General features: G+C 51.9%; 10 protein-coding genes and 6 tRNA genes. 15 read left to right on the forward strand and 1 reads right to left on the reverse strand.

Annotated elements, in window-relative coordinates; translation table 11 throughout:
- Positions 1-162 precede the first annotated feature (162 nt).
- The 6 genes from A7K91_RS09090 (at position 163) to A7K91_RS09115 (ending at position 661) form a co-directional block, all read left to right on the forward strand.
- Positions 163-238 (forward strand) — tRNA-Asn (locus A7K91_RS09090).
- Between the two features lie 5 nt (positions 239-243).
- Positions 244-331, forward strand: a tRNA-Ser gene (locus A7K91_RS09095).
- Positions 332-343: 12 nt separating this feature from the next.
- Positions 344-418: transfer RNA gene (locus tag A7K91_RS09100), tRNA-Glu, on the forward strand.
- A 2-nt stretch (positions 419-420) separates the two neighbouring features.
- Positions 421-496, forward strand: a tRNA-Thr gene (locus A7K91_RS09105).
- Positions 497-500: 4 nt separating this feature from the next.
- A tRNA-Gly gene (locus A7K91_RS09110) sits at positions 501-575 on the forward strand.
- A gap of 9 nt (positions 576-584) precedes the next feature.
- Positions 585-661 (forward strand) — tRNA-Pro (locus tag A7K91_RS09115).
- A 128-nt stretch (positions 662-789) separates the two neighbouring features.
- Here the strand turns inward: A7K91_RS09115 and A7K91_RS09120 are convergent.
- On the reverse strand, positions 790-1221 hold the full coding sequence (locus A7K91_RS09120) for a GreA/GreB family elongation factor (protein WP_068681892.1): 432 nt from the start codon (positions 1219-1221) through the stop codon (positions 790-792).
- A 356-nt stretch (positions 1222-1577) separates the two neighbouring features.
- On the opposite strand from A7K91_RS09120, the gene pdaA reads away from it, so the two are divergent.
- The 9 genes from pdaA (at position 1578) to A7K91_RS09165 (ending at position 17069) form a co-directional block, all read left to right on the forward strand.
- Positions 1578-2429, forward strand: coding sequence for a delta-lactam-biosynthetic de-N-acetylase (pdaA, locus tag A7K91_RS09125; protein WP_082967327.1), 852 nt, complete (start codon positions 1578-1580; stop codon positions 2427-2429).
- A 216-nt stretch (positions 2430-2645) separates the two neighbouring features.
- Positions 2646-6311, forward strand: coding sequence for a discoidin domain-containing protein (locus A7K91_RS09130; protein WP_068681894.1), 3666 nt, complete (start codon positions 2646-2648; stop codon positions 6309-6311).
- 11 nt (positions 6312-6322) lie between these two features.
- Positions 6323-9031 carry a glycoside hydrolase family 3 N-terminal domain-containing protein gene (locus tag A7K91_RS09135; protein ID WP_068681896.1) on the forward strand — a complete coding sequence of 903 codons (2709 nt, stop codon included), beginning with the start codon at positions 6323-6325 and terminating at the stop codon, positions 9029-9031.
- Between the two features lie 78 nt (positions 9032-9109).
- Entirely contained in the window at positions 9110-10915 is a 1806-nt protein-coding gene (locus tag A7K91_RS09140) for a sensor histidine kinase (RefSeq protein WP_068681898.1), read from the forward strand.
- Complete coding sequence (locus A7K91_RS26380) at positions 10908-12014, forward strand: response regulator transcription factor (RefSeq protein ID WP_068681900.1); 1107 nt, start codon at positions 10908-10910, stop codon at positions 12012-12014. Before A7K91_RS09140 ends, A7K91_RS26380 begins: the two co-directional genes overlap by 8 nt.
- Positions 12015-12124: 110 nt before the next feature.
- On the forward strand, positions 12125-13438 hold the full coding sequence (locus A7K91_RS09150) for an ABC transporter substrate-binding protein (protein WP_068681902.1): 1314 nt from the start codon (positions 12125-12127) through the stop codon (positions 13436-13438).
- Between the two features lie 47 nt (positions 13439-13485).
- Positions 13486-14370, forward strand: coding sequence for a carbohydrate ABC transporter permease (locus tag A7K91_RS09155; RefSeq protein WP_068681904.1), 885 nt, complete (start codon positions 13486-13488; stop codon positions 14368-14370).
- A 74-nt stretch (positions 14371-14444) separates the two neighbouring features.
- On the forward strand, positions 14445-15242 hold the full coding sequence (locus tag A7K91_RS09160; protein ID WP_068682149.1) for a carbohydrate ABC transporter permease: 798 nt from the start codon (positions 14445-14447) through the stop codon (positions 15240-15242).
- A 60-nt stretch (positions 15243-15302) separates the two neighbouring features.
- The gene (locus A7K91_RS09165) at positions 15303-17069 is read left to right on the forward strand and encodes a glycoside hydrolase family 5 protein (RefSeq protein ID WP_068681906.1); all 1767 of its coding nucleotides are present in this window, start codon (positions 15303-15305) and stop codon (positions 17067-17069) included.
- Positions 17070-17143 lie beyond the last annotated feature (74 nt).

A 17143-nucleotide genomic window follows, 5' to 3' on the forward strand; every position in this document is an offset into this window, starting at 1 on the left:
GTGGAAGCACAGCAATGTGTGGAGCTGACGAATACTAATCGGTCGAGGGCTTATCCTATTCGCTTGATTGTTCATACAGACATCAAGCAACCAGCTAAAGTAACGTTAAGCATTCTTTCGTATCCGGTTTTCAAGGTACAAAAACCTTGGTTTTATACATATTCCCTGATAGCTCAGTCGGTAGAGCACTCGACTGTTAATCGAGTTGTCACAGGTTCGAGTCCTGTTCGGGGAGCCAGTCATGGAGAAGTACCCAAGTGGCTCAAGGGGACCCTCTGCTAAGGGGTTAGACTGCGTAAGTGGTGCGAGGGTTCGAATCCCTCCTTCTCCGTTTTATAATCAAGGCCCGTTGGTCAAGGGGTTAAGACACCTCCCTTTCACGGAGGTAACAGGGGTTCGAATCCCCTACGGGTCACCAATGCCGTTGTAGCTCAACTGGTAGAGCAACTGACTTGTAATCAGTAGGTTGGGGGTTCAAGTCCTCTCGACGGCACCATTTTGCGGAAGTGGCTCAGCGGTAGAGCATCGCCTTGCCAAGGCGAGGGTCGCGGGTTCGATTCCCGTCTTCCGCTCCATAAGTTTTACGGGATGTAGCTCAGCTTGGTAGAGCACCTGGTTTGGGACCAGGGGGTCGCATGTTCAAATCGTGTCATCCCGACCATTCAATGCATACTTAATAAAGCTGCCAGTATAATAGCAGCTTTTTTTTGTGCCCCCGCATTCGCAATTAAAGAATGCGGGGGTATTTTATTGTCTGCCTCTGCTTCGCTTTCTAAGGTATCACTCCACTTAAGCAGTTACGGGGACTGTGATTCGGTCGATGCGTACATGAAATACATCCATTGGCGTTTCAACGGGGATAACATCGCCCCATGTCCTTAAGAGCAATTTTTCCGCAATGGGCGATAAAAAAGAAATGCGATTTTGCTCAGGATCGGCTTCATCAGGAAAAACGATGACAAAAGTATCTGTCATATTTTCCTCCGTGTATGTCACCGTTACGCTGCTGCCAATAAGAACGACGTTTTGCGGCTCTTCGCCTGAACGCAACAATTCATCCAGTGCATCCGTATAGGCATCTAGCATCTTATCCGCATTTGCCCGTTTGTTATCGTATTCTGGAAAATGGGCGTTTAAAAATAAGAGCTTTTCCTCGCGAAGACGCAGAAGCTGGAGATGGTAAGCTCCCCTATCTGCCTTTTCCTGTTTACTATGGCTCATAGTAGATTTCACCCCCTGGATGCTGCCGGCCGCCATGGAAGACGATTCCCGTTTGATTACTCATATTGAATTCCTCCCGATAGTAAGATAAGAGGCCTCCGAGGGAGGCCTTAACTGTATTGTAGCAGACTTAATGAGGTAATACCAAAGTTACCTTTTTGAATAATCGTGTCTCGATAAAAGGTCCGGTTACTTGTCAGTAAGGCCGCAAATTCGCAGAAAGGCGCATGTTAAAAGTTTATGCAGAGAATTAAAAAGCTGCATAGCGTCCAAGAAGGCAGGGAATAGTAGGCATACGGAAGGATCGAACCCGAGACAAATGAAATGATGATTGGGGAAAGGGGTCTTGTTTGAAAATGAGGATAAAATCCGGCGCTATCGCCGTATTATTAACTGCTGTATTATTTACAGCAGCAGGGTTGATTCATGCTCTGCCTGAGGCAATTACAGCTAAGGGGGCTACTGTTCAGAGCGGCAATCAACCGTCTGCATTTCATTTTGGCTTCAAAAAAAGTGTAAACGGCAAGCTGCCGTCGATTGATGAAGAAGGCTTCAAAGAGATTTTGAATAAACATGATTCGTTATTTCTGGGGAATACGGAACGCAAGGACTTGTACCTGACTTTTGATAACGGGTATGAAAATGGATTGACAGCGGCTATTCTGGACGTATTGAAGGCCAAGCAGGTGCCCGCAGCCTTTTTTGTAACGGGTCATTATGTTAAAGAAGAGCCCCAATTATTAAAGCGCATGGTGGACGAAGGGCATATCGTAGGCAATCATTCCTGGAGCCATCCCGATATGTCGCAGTTGAACGAGACTCAAATTGCTTCCGAGCTTGATCGGGTTGATGAGCAGGTTCAGCGCATTACCGGGCAGAAAAAGATGCAGTATTTAAGACCCCCGAGGGGCATTTTTAATGAGCGCGTTCTTGCAGCAAGCCGTAAGCTGGGCTACAGAAGCGTATTTTGGTCCATTGCGTACAAGGATTGGGATGTCAATGCGCAGAGGGGGGCCGGTTATGCTTTTGAGCAAGTCATGAAACAGCTGCATCCCGGAGCGATTTTGCTTCTTCATTCCGTTTCCCGGGACAATGCGCAGGCTTTGGGCAGCATCATCGATAAAGCCAGAGAGCAGGGGTATACCTTCCGCAGTCTGGATGAGCTGGTTGCGGAAGAACTCCCCGGAGGCATGGGAATATTTCCTTGAGCTCAATAAAAGTCTTCTCTTCAACGTTTTCGGCTGTTTGCTAAACATGAATCGCTGCATGTTTAGCAGGCAGTTTTTTTGAGTCTATCAATAAAATACAATGACACAGGTTAATAGAATAGAATGAGCCCTGCTCGTTGATCACGTATACTTATGGTGAAATATGTAAGCGCTATCAAACTTATGAATCATTTTGGAAAAGGGAGATGGTTGAGCATGGGGACTAAGGGAATTCAGTCAAGGGCAGGGAGGTTTGTAATAGGACTGGCTATATTGGCGCTGCTTGGGCAAGCTATTCTGCTTGCCGGTCCGGCGCAACGGGCGGATGCCGCTATCGGTCCGGCGGATTTTTTGAAGACGGATGGACTGTTTATCAAAAATAATAGCGGAACGGGAGAAATTGTAACACTGCGCGGTACTAACGTCGGAGGCTGGCTGGCTCAAGAGTACTGGATGTCGCCATTAGGCGAATTTGCGGCCGACCGCACGGGATGGACCGTGACTGCATCAGCAAATGGAGCAAATGCGGGCAATGTACTTGATGGAAGCAATACGACATATTGGGATAGCGGGGCCAATCAAACGAGCGGGCAATGGCTGCAAATTAATTTGGGTGCGCCAACGTTGTTTAACCGGATCTATGTTGATGCGGGAGGCAGGACGGGCGATTATCCGAGAGGTTTTGTCGTCGAAGCATCCAATGATGGTGCTACTTGGCGAAATATCGCCAGCGGAGCTTCTGTCACGGCCAATACGGTAATTCGCACCATACCGCAGGCCGCTCAATATGTGCGCATAAGCCAGACGGGAACGGCATCCAGCTGGTGGTCAGTGGCGGAATTTAATCTTTTTAACGATCCCGTCCTGAATAATGGTTCCTTTACGGCTTCCTCCTTTGCTTCGGGAGCCGGCACAACGGCGAATGCTGCTGTGGACGGAAATGTTAATACAAGATGGACAAGCGGCGCGGCACAAACAAACGGGCAAACCTTCACAATGAATCTGGGCGGTAACAGAGAGGTTAGCCGAATATTAATCGATGCCGGCGCGGCATCAGCTAATGATTATGCCAGAGGCTACGAGGCTTGGGGATTAACGGACGGCGTATGGACTAAATATGCAAGCGGAACCGGCACTTCCCGATTCATCCATGCAGAGTTTTGGTGGTCCTACTGGATGTCGGAAATCAGAATCGTGCAAACGGGAAGCAGCTCCAACTGGTGGTCGATCGCCGATGTGGCCGTGTACTCCGGTGGCAGTCTGGAGCGGAGCGGATGGACGTTAAGCGCATCGTCCAGCGCAGCTGGCTCAGCTCCTGCAAATGTAAGAGACGGCAATCCGGGAACCGTGTGGACGACCGGCGCTGCTCAAGCAAACGGGCAATGGTTTCAGATCGATTTAGGCTCGAAGGCTACCTTTAACCAAATCGTGCTAGACACGGACAAAAATTCGGGTCAGGAACAGGATTATCCGCGGGGATATACCGTCCAGGTTTCGCAAAATGGAAGTACATGGACAACAGTCGCCACCGGGCAAGGATTGCGCAAAGCAACGCCTATCAATTTCCCCGCAGTGGGAGCCAGATACATTCGCATCAACCAGACAGGCAGCGCAGGCAACTGGTGGTCAATCGGGGAATTAAACATTAGTCTGAACAATGATGACTATTCCCTGTATTCTACACTAGGACAGCGGTTTGGAGCCTCTACACGAGAAAGTCTGTATACGACGCATCAGAATACATGGATCGTGGAGAGCGATCTCGACATGATTAAAAATATGGGCATGAACGTGATAAGGGTGCCCATCGCCTGGTTTGAGATTATGGACGAAAGCGGTGCGATAAAGCCGGATGCCTGGACCAATATCGATTGGATCGTCACAGAAGCGGCTGAGAGAAATATGTATGTGCTGCTTGATCTGCACACCGTTCCGGGCGGAGGTTGTCCTTGGGGCAGCTGCGGGCGCGTCGGCCCCAATCCAAATGCGTTTTGGACTACGCAAGCCTATCAGGATATGGTCGTTGATATTTGGAGGGCAATCGCATCCCGTTATGTCGGCAACCCGGCAATCGCGGGTTACGACCTCATTAACGAACCTCTGATCGATTATTCAGAGGATGCCGACGACGTTGCTCAAAAAAGCGCGTATTATGACCGGCTATACGATGCGGTTAGGGCGATTGATCCCGACCATACTATTTATCTCGCCGCATTTTTTAACTGGAGCAGCATTTATGCGCCGGCGATTTACGGTTGGGAAAACGTAGTTTACGAGGTTCATCCCTACGATATGCCAAATGGGAAGGATGCGGATGCGCAAAACACGCTTGTTGAATCTACTGTAGCGCAGGTTGGAGCCATCCAAAACGATCCCAACTGGAATGTTCCGATTTTGCTGGGTGAATATTCGTTGTATCATTACGATGACGTTTGGGCCAAGTTTATGTCGGGCTTAAATGCTTTAAACATTTCATGGACGAACTGGTCGTATAAAGTGCGGCAGGATCAATACCAAGGAGCAGGCGGCTATTGGGGCTTCTACAATTCTAACCATAATCCGTTGCCGATCATTAACAACGATGCTTCTGCGACAATTGCGGCCAAGCTGAGCCAATTCGGCACCTCGCAATTTGCGGCCAACACGCGGTTTATTGATGTGGTAAGCCGATTTGCTGCCGGCCAGCCCTGGATGGCAACCGTTCCGATCGACAAAAGCGGCTGGACGGCAACGGCATCATCGACGGAGCCCGGAGGTTCACCCATGAACGCTTTGGACTGGAATCCCGCCACCCGTTGGAGCAGCGGTACGCCCCAGGCTGCGGGACAATGGTTCCAGGTTGACATGGGCGCAAGAAAAGCGTTTGACCAGGTTTCCTTCGAGACGGGAACCTCAAACAAGTGGGATTACCCGCGGGGCTATCAGGTACAGATCTCCAATGACGGCGCAAGCTGGACGACCGTAGCATCCGGCCAAGGCTTTGGCTGGAAGCAAGCAATCGTGCTTGGCCCTCAATATGCCCAATACATTCGGATTACGGGAACGGGCTTTTCGCATGAATGGTGGTCCATCTCGGAATTCCACGTTTACTCCGAGCCTTCGCTTGATCGGAGCGGCTGGACGGCCAGCGCGTCCGGAACGGGGGCTGGCGATTCAACAGCAGGGCCGCTTGACGGCAGCTTAACAACGCGCTGGAGCAGCGGAGCGCCTCAGAGCGATGGTCAATTTTATGCCGTGGATATGGGCAAAGCGCAGACCTTCAACCGCTTGCTGCTGGAAACGGGAGCATCTTCAAGCGATTATCCGCGCGGCTACCAGATTCAGGTATCCGCCGACGGGACGAATTGGACGACGGTTGCGTCCGGCGCTAACGGAAATACAAACCTGCTGATTCAATTCCCGGTACAAACCGCTCGTCATCTTCGCGTGGTGCAGACGGGAACGGCAAGCAGCTGGTGGTCCATTGCCGACCTTCAGATTTATGGGGAAAAGGAGCTGTCGCGGACAGGCTGGACAGCGTCGTCATCGCATAGCGAAGCCGGAAGCAATCCGGCGAATGCTCTGGATGCCAGCGAAACGACGAGATGGAGCAGCGGCGCAGCACAGGCTGAAGGCCAGATATTCCAGGTGGATATGGGAGCAAACCGGTGGTTCAATCATATCGTTATGGAGTCCGGAGCAAGCACAAGCGATTTTGCAAGCGGCTACGTCATTGAAGTTTCTTCAAATGGCTCCAATTGGAGAAGCGTAGCAAGCGGTGAAGGGCGCTCGGCTACGATTTCGGCGAATTTCCCCATCACGGAAGCCCGTTATATCCGGGTAACGCTTAAGAAAGCTTCGCCAAACTGGTGGTCGATCAGCGACTTTCGCGTATTTGAGTAGGAGGGGTGAACATGGGCGTAAAGCTGTCTTTTAGAAAATGGATCTCTGGCGTCACGGCATTGTTTATGCTGACGACAATGGCCGTTTTGCCCGACAAGGCGTTTGCGAACGATTACCAGAATCCCGCGCTTGGCGTGGAGCAGCGCGTATCGGACTTGCTTGGCCGCATGACTCTGCAGGAAAAAATCGGGCAGATGCTCCAGGTTGAGCGGCTTGCCGCCAGCCCTGGCCAAGTAGGGAGCAATTTTATCGGCTCCGTATTAAGCGGAGGAGGCTCCAATCCTGTCCCCAATACAAAGGAAGCCTGGGCGTCAATGGTGAACGGATACCAGGCAGCGGCAATGGGAACGCGACTTGGCATCCCGATTTTGTACGGCGTGGATGCCGTGCACGGACATAACAACGTCTATGGGGCAACTATTTTTCCGCATAATGTAGGACTGGGGGCGGCAAACGATGAATCGCTGACGCGAAGAATCGGCGCGGCAACCGCGAAGGAAATCAGAGCAACCGGAATCCAGTGGGACTTTGCTCCTTGCTTGTGCGCGCCGCAGGATATTCGCTGGGGGAGAACCTATGAAGGTTATTCCGAAGATCCCACCATTGTTTCACGGCTGGGCACGGCATATGTGGAAGGATTACAGGGGCTGCCTGGCGATGCCGGTTTTTTGAAAGGGACCAAGGCCGTTGGCACCGTCAAGCATTGGCTAGGCGATGGCAACACAACGGCGGGAGACGACCAAGGAAATATAACGTTGTCTGAAAGCCAGCTTGATCCCTTCATTCAGCCATATAGAGAAGCTATACAAGCGGGAGCCCGTTCAGTCATGATTTCGCTGACGACTTGGAATGGCGCCAAAATGCACGCCAGCTCTCATCTGATTACAACTATGCTGAAGCAGGGGTTAGGTTTTGACGGCATTGTCGTATCAGATTGGAACGGAGCTTATTCGCTGGTCAATCAGGGAGTATACCCCAACTACTCCGATGCGCTCAAAGCGACGGTTAACGCGGGTATTGACATGTTTATGGAACCGGACAACTGGTCACAGTTCATTCCAACATTGACCGCGCTCGTCAACAGCGGGCAGGTGAGTCAGACGCGCATTAACGATGCAGTCTCGCGTATTCTCAGGGTCAAGTTTCAAGCGGGATTGTTTGAAGCGCCGTATAGCGATCCTTCTCTTCTCACCGACGGTTCGTTTGGCGGAACGCAGCATAGAGCTCTGGCCCGCGAGGCGGTTCGCAAATCCGCCGTTTTGCTCAAAAATGAAGGCAAGCTGCTGCCTTTGTCCAAAAACGCCAAACTATTTGTTGCAGGTTCAAAAGCGAATGATATAGGCACGCAGTCCGGCGGATGGACGATCAGCTGGCAAGGCTCATCCGGGGCGATTACGCCGGGAACTACGATTCTGCAAGGGATACAGGCTGCTGCGGCCAATCCCGCTAACATCACTTATTCCTCTAACGGCTCAGGCGCCGCCGGGCATGACGCGGCTATTGTAGTTGTGGGAGAAGACCCGTCAGCGGAAATGATGGGAGATGTCGGGCCCGGCCAGCCGCGTCCCAACCTAGACCTAAGCGCCGCCGATCAGGCGGTATTGGCTAATGTGGCGGCAAGCGGTGTACCCATGACAGTTGTTCTTCTATCCGGTCGTCCCATGACGATTAGCGGCATGCTTCCGGATTGGGAGGCGTTTGTGGCTGCCTGGCTTCCAGGTACGGAGGGAGCGGGGATAGCAGATGTGCTTTTTGGCGATTATGATTTTACGGGCAAGCTGCCCTTTACCTGGCCTCGAGACATGACCCAAATCCCGCTGACCTATAAAGATAGCGGATATACGCCATTGTTTCCGATTGGCTATGGCCTTAATGCTTTATCGGGCGGAGTGCGGGAGCTGCCTGGCATGATCGAAGCTGAAAACTACAACGCTTCGTTTGGCGTCCTGTCGGAGCCATCGAGTGATGCCGGGGGCGGCCTGAACGTTGGGTTTATTGAAACTGGCGATTGGATGGAATATCGGGTGCTGGCTCCATCCGCAGGCACATACAAGCTGAGATTGCGCGTAGCGAGCGGCATTGGCGGGGGAGCGCCAAATGGTATTGGCGTCAGCTCAGGCGGGACTTCGCTGGCGACGATAAGCGTCCCCGGCACAAGCGGCTGGCAGTCCTGGACGACCGTTCAGGGTACCGTAACACTGGCAGCCGGCGCGCAAACGCTGCGCCTCACGGCGCTTGGCGGAGGATGGAACGCCAACTGGCTGGAGCTGATTCCGGCTGCTGCTCCTTCAAGCAATCTTCTTCTCAATCCGGGATTCGAAACGGGGGATACATCGGGCTGGAACGAATGGAACGACGGCTTGCTTGCGCAAAGCGTCGATACCGATCAGCCTTATGATGGAACGCGCAAGCTGACACATTGGGCGTCCGTCCCGTATCGCCAGTTAACGCGACAGACCGTTAATGTTCCAAACGGGCTATACCGGCTCAGCGTGAAAGCGAGAACGGGAGGCGGCCAAAACGCACTTCATCTGTACGCAAAAACAGCTGGCTTTGAGAAGCGCGCGGCGGTAACAAGCGCGGCTTCGGAGTATTGGAAAACGTACTCAATCGACCGGATTCTAGTGACGGACGGCATGCTGGAAATTGGCGTATGGTCGGATGCCAAAGCGGGCAATTGGTCAGCGTTTGACGGGTTTGAGCTTATTCCGGCCAACTAAGCCAGCTCGCAGGAGAACTCCTGCATCCAGTCGAATTAACATTAGAAAGACCCGGAGAGCCGGGAGCAGGAGGAACCTATGCCGCTGAAATCAATCAGCATCCGCTTCCGGCTGATGGTGCTTATGATCGCGCTAACAACGCTTCCGGTCATTACAGTGACCTGGCAGGCAACGAATAATACGAGAAGTTCCGTGGAGACGGAAATGATCGGCGCCAACAAGTCCAGAATGATGTGGGCAAGCCAATATGTGGACGAGTTGATTCAACAGATTGATACGCTGTTTTATGCGCTTCATATCCGGTCAGATTTGGTGGGCGAGCTCGCGAGGGTAGACGAACTGGATGCGGAGGAGCGTTTCCGGCTGCAAAATACGTTGTTTGCGGCTATGAACACGGCTTATTATTCGTTCTCCCGAAAAATCGACAATCTGACGCTGTATATCCATGCCACGGGAAGGGCGTATTCCGTTAATTATGCTAACAGCGGAATGAACCACTCGCTTGAAATTGAGGACGGACCGTGGAGCCGTATACAAAAACAGCCGATTGGCTTATATTTCAAGTCATCCGGAGGAATGTTAAGCGCATACCACTCCATGAATGAATTTCAAGGGCAGGAGCTGATCGGCGGCATAGCCGTGCGCATCGACGATAAAGTGTGGGGGCAAGCCGCCTCCTTATTGCAATCGGAGCCAGAAAGCTCGATCTTCCTCATCAACGATGAGGGAGAGCTGCTTCCGGGCTCTTCGCCATTGCCGGAGGATGAAGGATTAATTGCGGTTCTGGAAGACATAAAGCCGGAGTCGCCGGATGTCAGGTTTATACGAACCGATAACTATTATGCCTTTGCAAAGCTGGTTGGCGGCGGGCAACTGCATATTGTCAAAGCTATACCGGCTGCAACAATCGATGCCATCGCCAGAAAAACGATGATGGCCGGCATATGGACGGGTGTGCTTTTTGCAGTTATCTCCATTATTTTGTCCATCGTTGTATCGTTACGTATTAGCCGGCCGATCGTAAGTCTTGCCAAAACGATGAGGAAGGCGCATATACACGATTTTGAGATGAAGGCTGTGCAGAGCAAAGATGAGATTGGGCTGCTTGAAGTCGGCTACAATTTTATGATGGCGCGAATGAAGGCTCTGATCGAAAACGAATACCAGCGTGAAATCGATCTGAAAAACGCGCAATTGATCGCTTTGCAGGCTCAGATCAACCCCCATTTTCTTAACAATACGCTCCATATGATCGGCGGCATGGCATTGGTAAAGGGCGCGCCGGAAATTTACCGCGTCACGCATGTTATGGGAGATCTGCTCCGTTATTCCATCAGCTCGGAGCAAGAACAAACGGTCCAGCTGAGCGACGAGATGAAACATACGTCCAATTACTTGTACATTCAGGAGCAGCGCTTTGCGGGGCGGTGCACCGTCAAGCTGCTTGTGGAAGAACGGGCGGGAGCGGTTACTATGCCAAAGTTTACGCTGCAGCCCATTGTAGAAAACGCCTTTGAGCATGGACTTCAGGCAAAGCAAGGCGAATGGAGGCTGGAAATCAGGGCAAGGGTAATCGGGAAACGGCTTGTTCTGATCGTCAAAGACGGCGGTGTCGGCATGGAGCGGGAGAGATTGGCTCAATTACGCAGAGAGCTGGCTTCGACAGGCCGGTCAACGATATCCTCCTCCCCATCCGATGGATTAGGCAGAAGACGTGGTATTGGATTATCCAATGTTCACGGGCGGCTCGCGATTATTTATGGAAAGCGGTACGGAATCCGATTGTTTAGCGAAAAAGACGCAGGGACGCTGGTTGTTCTTGCGCTGCCGGCAGCCGACGCGATGGTTGACGACGGGAAAAACAAGGGGGACTTCTATGTATAGCTTGTTTATTATGGACGACGAACCATGGTCGAGGGAAGTAGTAAAAGCGCTGGTCAATTGGAAGACCCTCGGCTTTGTGCTGTCGGGAGAAGCGGAGGACGGTACAGCCGGCTTGCGGGAGCTTGGCGAGCGGCGGCCCGACATCGTTGTGACGGATATGAGAATGCCCGGCATTGACGGCGTAGATCTGCTGCAAGCCATACATGAGAGTCACCCCAGGATGAAAATTATCGTGATGAGCGGATACAGCGATATCGTCTACCTGAAAGGCGCAATCCGTTCCAAAGCTGTGGAATATTTGCTTAAGCCCATTAACGGCGAAGAGCTGAATGCGGCTTTGGGCAGATGCAAGGAAGAGCTGGACGATAGGAAGGGACTCGGTTATAGGCTTAATCACGACAAACAGCTCCTTCCCAGATCGCCGATTTTTTCGAGCGGAGAAGCAATGGCCCGTTATTCCGGCTTTCGCGACCGGCTATACGCCAGCTTGCTCGCTTTGGACAGAAACCGTGTCGAGGCTTCCTTTGAAGCTTTTGCCAGAGCTCTTGGAGATAAGGAGTTTAACGTCGTGGAGGCCGAAGGCCTGTCCCGGATTGCCAGCGATTTGCTGCTGCTGCTGGAGCAATTCCTGTCGGAGCAGGAAACGACGCTGGAGCACCTGCTGCAGGGCTGGCCCGGCAAGGCGGATACGCTTCATAAAGAAGGCGGTCCGGGAGAGGTCGTTACCGCCATGCGTGACTTGTACCGCTCTGCGATCGACGGGCTATTGGCGCTGCGCCTGTCGCGCAGCAGGCTTGAGCTTGAGGATGTAGTGGGGTATATTGATGCCCATTATCATGAATCCATCACATTGGAAACGGTAGCGGGACAATTTCTTGTCAGCCGGGAGCATCTCAGCCGTTTATTCAAGTCCAGAACGGGTGAAAATTTGTCAGATTATATTCTGCGCAAGCGGATGGAGAAAGCCCGTTTTCTCATTGCGGAGGAGCGGCTGCCGATTAAACATGCCGCGCAGCTGGCCGGATATGAGGATATCGCCTATTTTTACAGGGTGTTCAAAAAGCACTTTGGCGTGACGCCTGGAGAATTGCGCAAATAGGGCGGCAAAGCATCAATATAGTACAATGCCATACATTAAAATCCTCAAAAGAAAGCGCTTTATCCCTTCGGTATACTGAAGCTGTAACTAACTTTTGGGGGGAATTCACAATGAAGAGAGCACTTCACCTGCTGCTGACGCTGACGATGCTGGTCGCCGTGCTGGCCGCTTGCAGCTCGGGAACAAACAAGAACGGACCATCAGGCAGCGCTTCGCCTTCATCCGCTAGCGGCGGAGAGGCGGCTGCCACGGAGCCGCCTAAAAAAGTCGAGCTGAAGGTGTTTATGAGCTTTCCGAGGTTCAAGGATCAATTCGAGCGTTACTTCGCGCAGTTTAAGGAAAAACAGCTGGCGGAAAAAAATATCGACGTTACGATCCAACTGGAAATGCCCAACGCGGACCAGGCCAAGCAAATCCTGCAATCCCGGTTATCGTCGGGCGACGCGCCTGATCTCTATACCCTGCATGCCAATGACATCCCGACCTACTACGACGCGGGATATGTTGCGGATTTGACCGGGCAGCCGTTTGTAGCCAAGCTTTATGAAGCGGTGACGGAGACGGTCAAATACGACGGCAAGGTAGCGGCGCTTCCGCTTGAAAGCTTGTCGTGGGGATATTTGTACAATAAAACCATTTTTAAAGAGCAAGGCTTGACGCCTCCGCAAACGCTGGACGAAATGAAAGCTGTAACGGAAAAGCTGCAAGCCGCAGGCGTAAAGCCTTTCCTGCTTGCGTTTCAGGAATCCTGGATTCCGCAATTGATGATGGCGCTGTCCCTTGGCGGTACCGTTTCGTCATCCCATCCGGACTGGATTCAGAAGATGAATGAAGGCAGCGCTTCTTACGCCGATGTAAGATCGGTATTCGATATTATCGACATCATTATGGCGAATGGCACTGACAAGCCGTTCGAGACGGGTAATGAAGCGGGCTCCGCAGAATTTGCCAATGGCAAGGCGGCTATGTGGGTACAAGGCCCTTGGAACGCAGAAACGATATTAAAAGTGAATCCCGAGATGGACTTTGGCGTTGCGCCGCTGCCCGTCAGCAGCAATCCGGAGGATGCAATGATTAATCTGGCGACCTCAACGTCGCTTGCTTTGTCTCCAACGAGCAAAAATAAGGATGTGGCGCTGGATTTGCTCAATTATATTCTGGACGACAAGGATTCCTCCGCTTTGTTTGAGGAATTGAAATTTAATCCTATTGCAACCGTCCATCAATATGAAGTATTCCCTTGGGTGAACGAAGCGAGCTCCTACGTATCCCAAGGCAAAGCCTATCTGGATCTCAAGCTTCCCAACGGCGTTACGGACGAAACGGCCAAGCTGCTCCAAAGCTACTATATTAAGGACGTAACCCAGGATGACATCATCGCAGCGCTGGATAAAGTATGGCAAACCGCCGTCAAGAGCAATTGATTATGACGCGGGCAAACGATGTCCGGCCAACCGGGAGTGAAGGATAGATGCCGACAACTAGAAAGTGGAAGCCGTCTGCCATGCTGCTGCTGTTTGTTTTTCCCGCGCTGGTGTTTTATTGCGTCTTTACGCTTGCCCCCGCTATCGGGGGCATCTGGTACAGCCTGACGGACTGGAATGGGCTGAATCCGGCGTATCGCATGGTGGGGTTATCCAATTACGTCGAAGCGATGGGAGACCGCTTTTTTCTGAAGTCGCTTTGGTTTACGCTGAAATTTGTTGTGTTTATGCTGGTTTTGCAAAATTTGCTGGCTATTCTGCTAGCTGTTTTTATCGAAGCGATGGGGCGCAGCAAGGTGTGGTTCCGAACGATTTTTTTTATGCCTAATATGTTAAGTCTTATTATTGGCGGTTTTATGTGGATGTTTATTTTTACGCGGGTTTTTCCTTATGGGGCAGAAAAGCTGGGATGGTCCCTGCTGAATCAATCATGGATCGGAGACCCCCGTTATTCGTTTTTTTCCATTCTTGCTCTTTCGTTATGGGGCGGCGTCGGTTATTTGATGGTCATCTATATTGCGGCTTTGCAAGGCGTTCCAAAAACGCTGAAGGAAGCGGCCGCGATAGATGGGGCGGGAGCGCTCAGTTTATTCCGCAACGTTACGCTGCCGATGATTTATCCGGCGTTAACAATCGGCGTTTTTCTGACGCTCAACGGTTCGTTTAAGGTGTTTGATGCGGTATATTCGCTGACGGGCGGAGGTCCGGGGCGGTCCACGCAGGTTATTGCAATCAATATATTCGAGGAAGCGTTCAGCTTCTCCAATCGCTATGGATATGCAAGCGCCAAAGCTATGATTCTGTTTGGCATTGTCCTGGTCATTTCCATCGTTCAGCTAGCGGTTATGAAGCGCCGGGAGGTGAGGGCATGATTTCCCCCAAATCCTTTCAGACGGCTTCTATTGGAATCCGGCAAACGGCGCTCCGAAGGATAGGCGCCGGCGGCATGTTTCTGTTCCTGCTTATTGCGGCAATCATTACGCTGTTTCCCATTTATATGGCGCTTCTGAATTCCGTCAAAACGCAAGGCGATATGCTGAGCAATATTTTGGCGCTTCCCGCCTCCCTGGAATGGGGCAATTATACCGATGCTTTTCGCAAAACGAATTATGTTCGCAGCTTGTGGAATACGTTTGTTGTAGCTGGCACTGGTCTTGCTGGCATCGTCCTGTTTGCATCGATGGCCGGCTACAAGCTGTCGCGGACGCCGGGAAAACTTAGTGCATTTCTGTTTGGCCTGTTCGTTATGTCCACCCTTATTCCGTTTCATTCCATCATGATTACGCTGGTCAGAATCAGCAGCGGCTTGAAGCTGCAGGGCAGCGCTGTTGGACTTGGTCTTCTCTATATCGGCCTTGGCGTGGCTGTAGCGATATTCCTGTATCATGGCTTTGTCAAGTCGGTGCCCAAGGAGCTAGACGAAGCCGCGGTCATTGACGGATGCGGCGAGTTCAAGCTTTATTTTGCCGTCATCCTGCCGCTATTGCTGCCGATTACGGCAACAATTGCCATTTTGAATACGCTCTGGATGTGGAATGATTTTTTGCTCCCGCTGCTGGTTTTGACCGATTTCAAAAGCTACACCTTGCTCTTGTCGACCAACATGCTGTTTGGGGAATACAACAATGATTGGTCCGCTATACTGGCATCGCTTGTGCTGGCTATGCTGCCGGTCATCCTACTTTATTTGCTTCTGCAAAAATATATTCTGCACGGCATTTCGGAAGGCGCAATCAAATCTTAAACGCTCTTAAACGCAAGGAAGGCGCTTGAAAGCTTGCATTTCGGGGAGGATCAGGAATTCATGAATGTGGAGAGGAACAAGGAGGTATATGGCTTTCTCCGGGCGGACGGCTGCAGGCTGGTCAACGGGAGGGGTGAACCGGTTTTGCTGCGGGGCGTCGGCTTTGGCAGCTGGCTTTTGCCCGAAGGTTATATGTGGCGCTTCCCGCAGGAGGGCGACCGCCCGCGGCGGATCGAAATTATGGTGGAACGTCTGATCGGCGCGGAAAATGCGAAAGCATTTTGGGATGCCTACTATAACAGCTATATAATCGAAGAGGACATTGCCGCCATAGCGGAGGAAGGCTTCAACTCGGTTCGGATTCCGATCAATGCCAGATTTCTGACGGGCGAAGGGCCAAAAGGCCGGGACGCGGAGGAGACTTTATCGGATCTTACATTTGATGGGGAGCGATTGGCGCTGATCGACCGTGTCATTGATTGGTGCAGGAGTCACCGCTTGTATGTCATTCTGGATTTGCACGGCGCGCCGGGCGGGCAGACAGGGACCAATATCGACGACTCCCGGTATGACCATCCGGAGCTGTTTACTGACGGAAAACGTTCCAGGGAGGCCGTTGAGCTTTGGCGGATATTAGCCGAGAGGTATAAGGACGAATGGATCGTCGCAGGGTACGATTTGCTGAACGAGCCGTTGCCGGAATGGTTTTCGGCTTATAACGATCGCGTTTTGCCGCTGTATAAGGAAATGATTGCGGCGATTCGCGAGGTAGACAAGGAGCATATGATCATTTTGGAAGGCGTCCATTGGTCCACGGATTGGTCGATTTTCGAGGAGGCATTCGGCAATGATCCCATAGACGGGAATGTGCTGCTGCAGTTCCACAAATATTGGAACAATCCCGATACGGAAAGCATTGCGCATTATTTGGCATGCCGGGACAAATGGAAGGCGCCGATTTTTATGGGCGAAGGCGGCGAAAATAATAAGGACTGGTATGCGGGGGCGTTTTGCCTGTTCGAGGATCACGAGATATCGTGGAATTTCTGGACATGGAAAAAACTCGATACCACCAACTCGCCCTGCTCTATAAACAAACCGGAGCAATGGGAGCTACTGACCGCATTTTTGCAGGGCGGAGAGCAGCCGGATGCCGAAACGGCGGAAGCCATCCTGAACCAATACCTTCATAATATGAAACTCGAAAATTGCGTCTATAGGCCGGAGGTTGTCCGTTCGCTTCTGAGACGTGCGCCCGTTCGCATACCGGCTGTATTTTACGGATACAAGGGTGAGGGCGTCAGCTACGGGGTTGGAGAGCGCAAGGGAGCTGGACATGATGTGCACGATGAACCGCGCCATGAGCTGTCAGACGCCGATCGGACAATGGGGAGAGAACCACGGAATTCATCTGCCGCTACTGGTTTTCGGGCAGGGGACCACTCTCTCATTGCCTTCAAGCAGGGCGGCCTGCAGACCGCAACGTTTGCGCATGGAGGCGGAGAGGAATGGAAGCCGGAGGAATGGCTTTGCCTGAAGCTGCTTGAGGGCGATTGGTATTGCTATTCCTTCCATGAAGACATCGCGGATCGCCGGCGGATGACGGAAGTGACGGTTTCTGTGGAGGTTCAGGGAGCGGGTCAAGGAGGAGAGCTGCAACTGGAATTGGATAACCAGCAGATAGCGTCATTTAAGGCGGAGCCCGGCGAATGGCGGACCTGCGGGCCGTTTTTATTGGGAATGCCGGCAGCGGGCCGGCATGAATTAATCCTTCGATGCACACACGGCGCTTTGAAAGCAAGCTGGCTGTTATTGGAGCGGGGTTAATTAGCAAATCTGCATGGTTGGCATTAATAAAAAGGAGCCTTTGCAGCCATTTTTTACGATGGCGTGAAAGGCTC

Origin of the sequence: Paenibacillus oryzae (assembly GCF_001675045.1) — a bacterium.
Classification (GTDB): domain Bacteria; phylum Bacillota; class Bacilli; order Paenibacillales; family Paenibacillaceae; genus Pristimantibacillus; species Pristimantibacillus oryzae.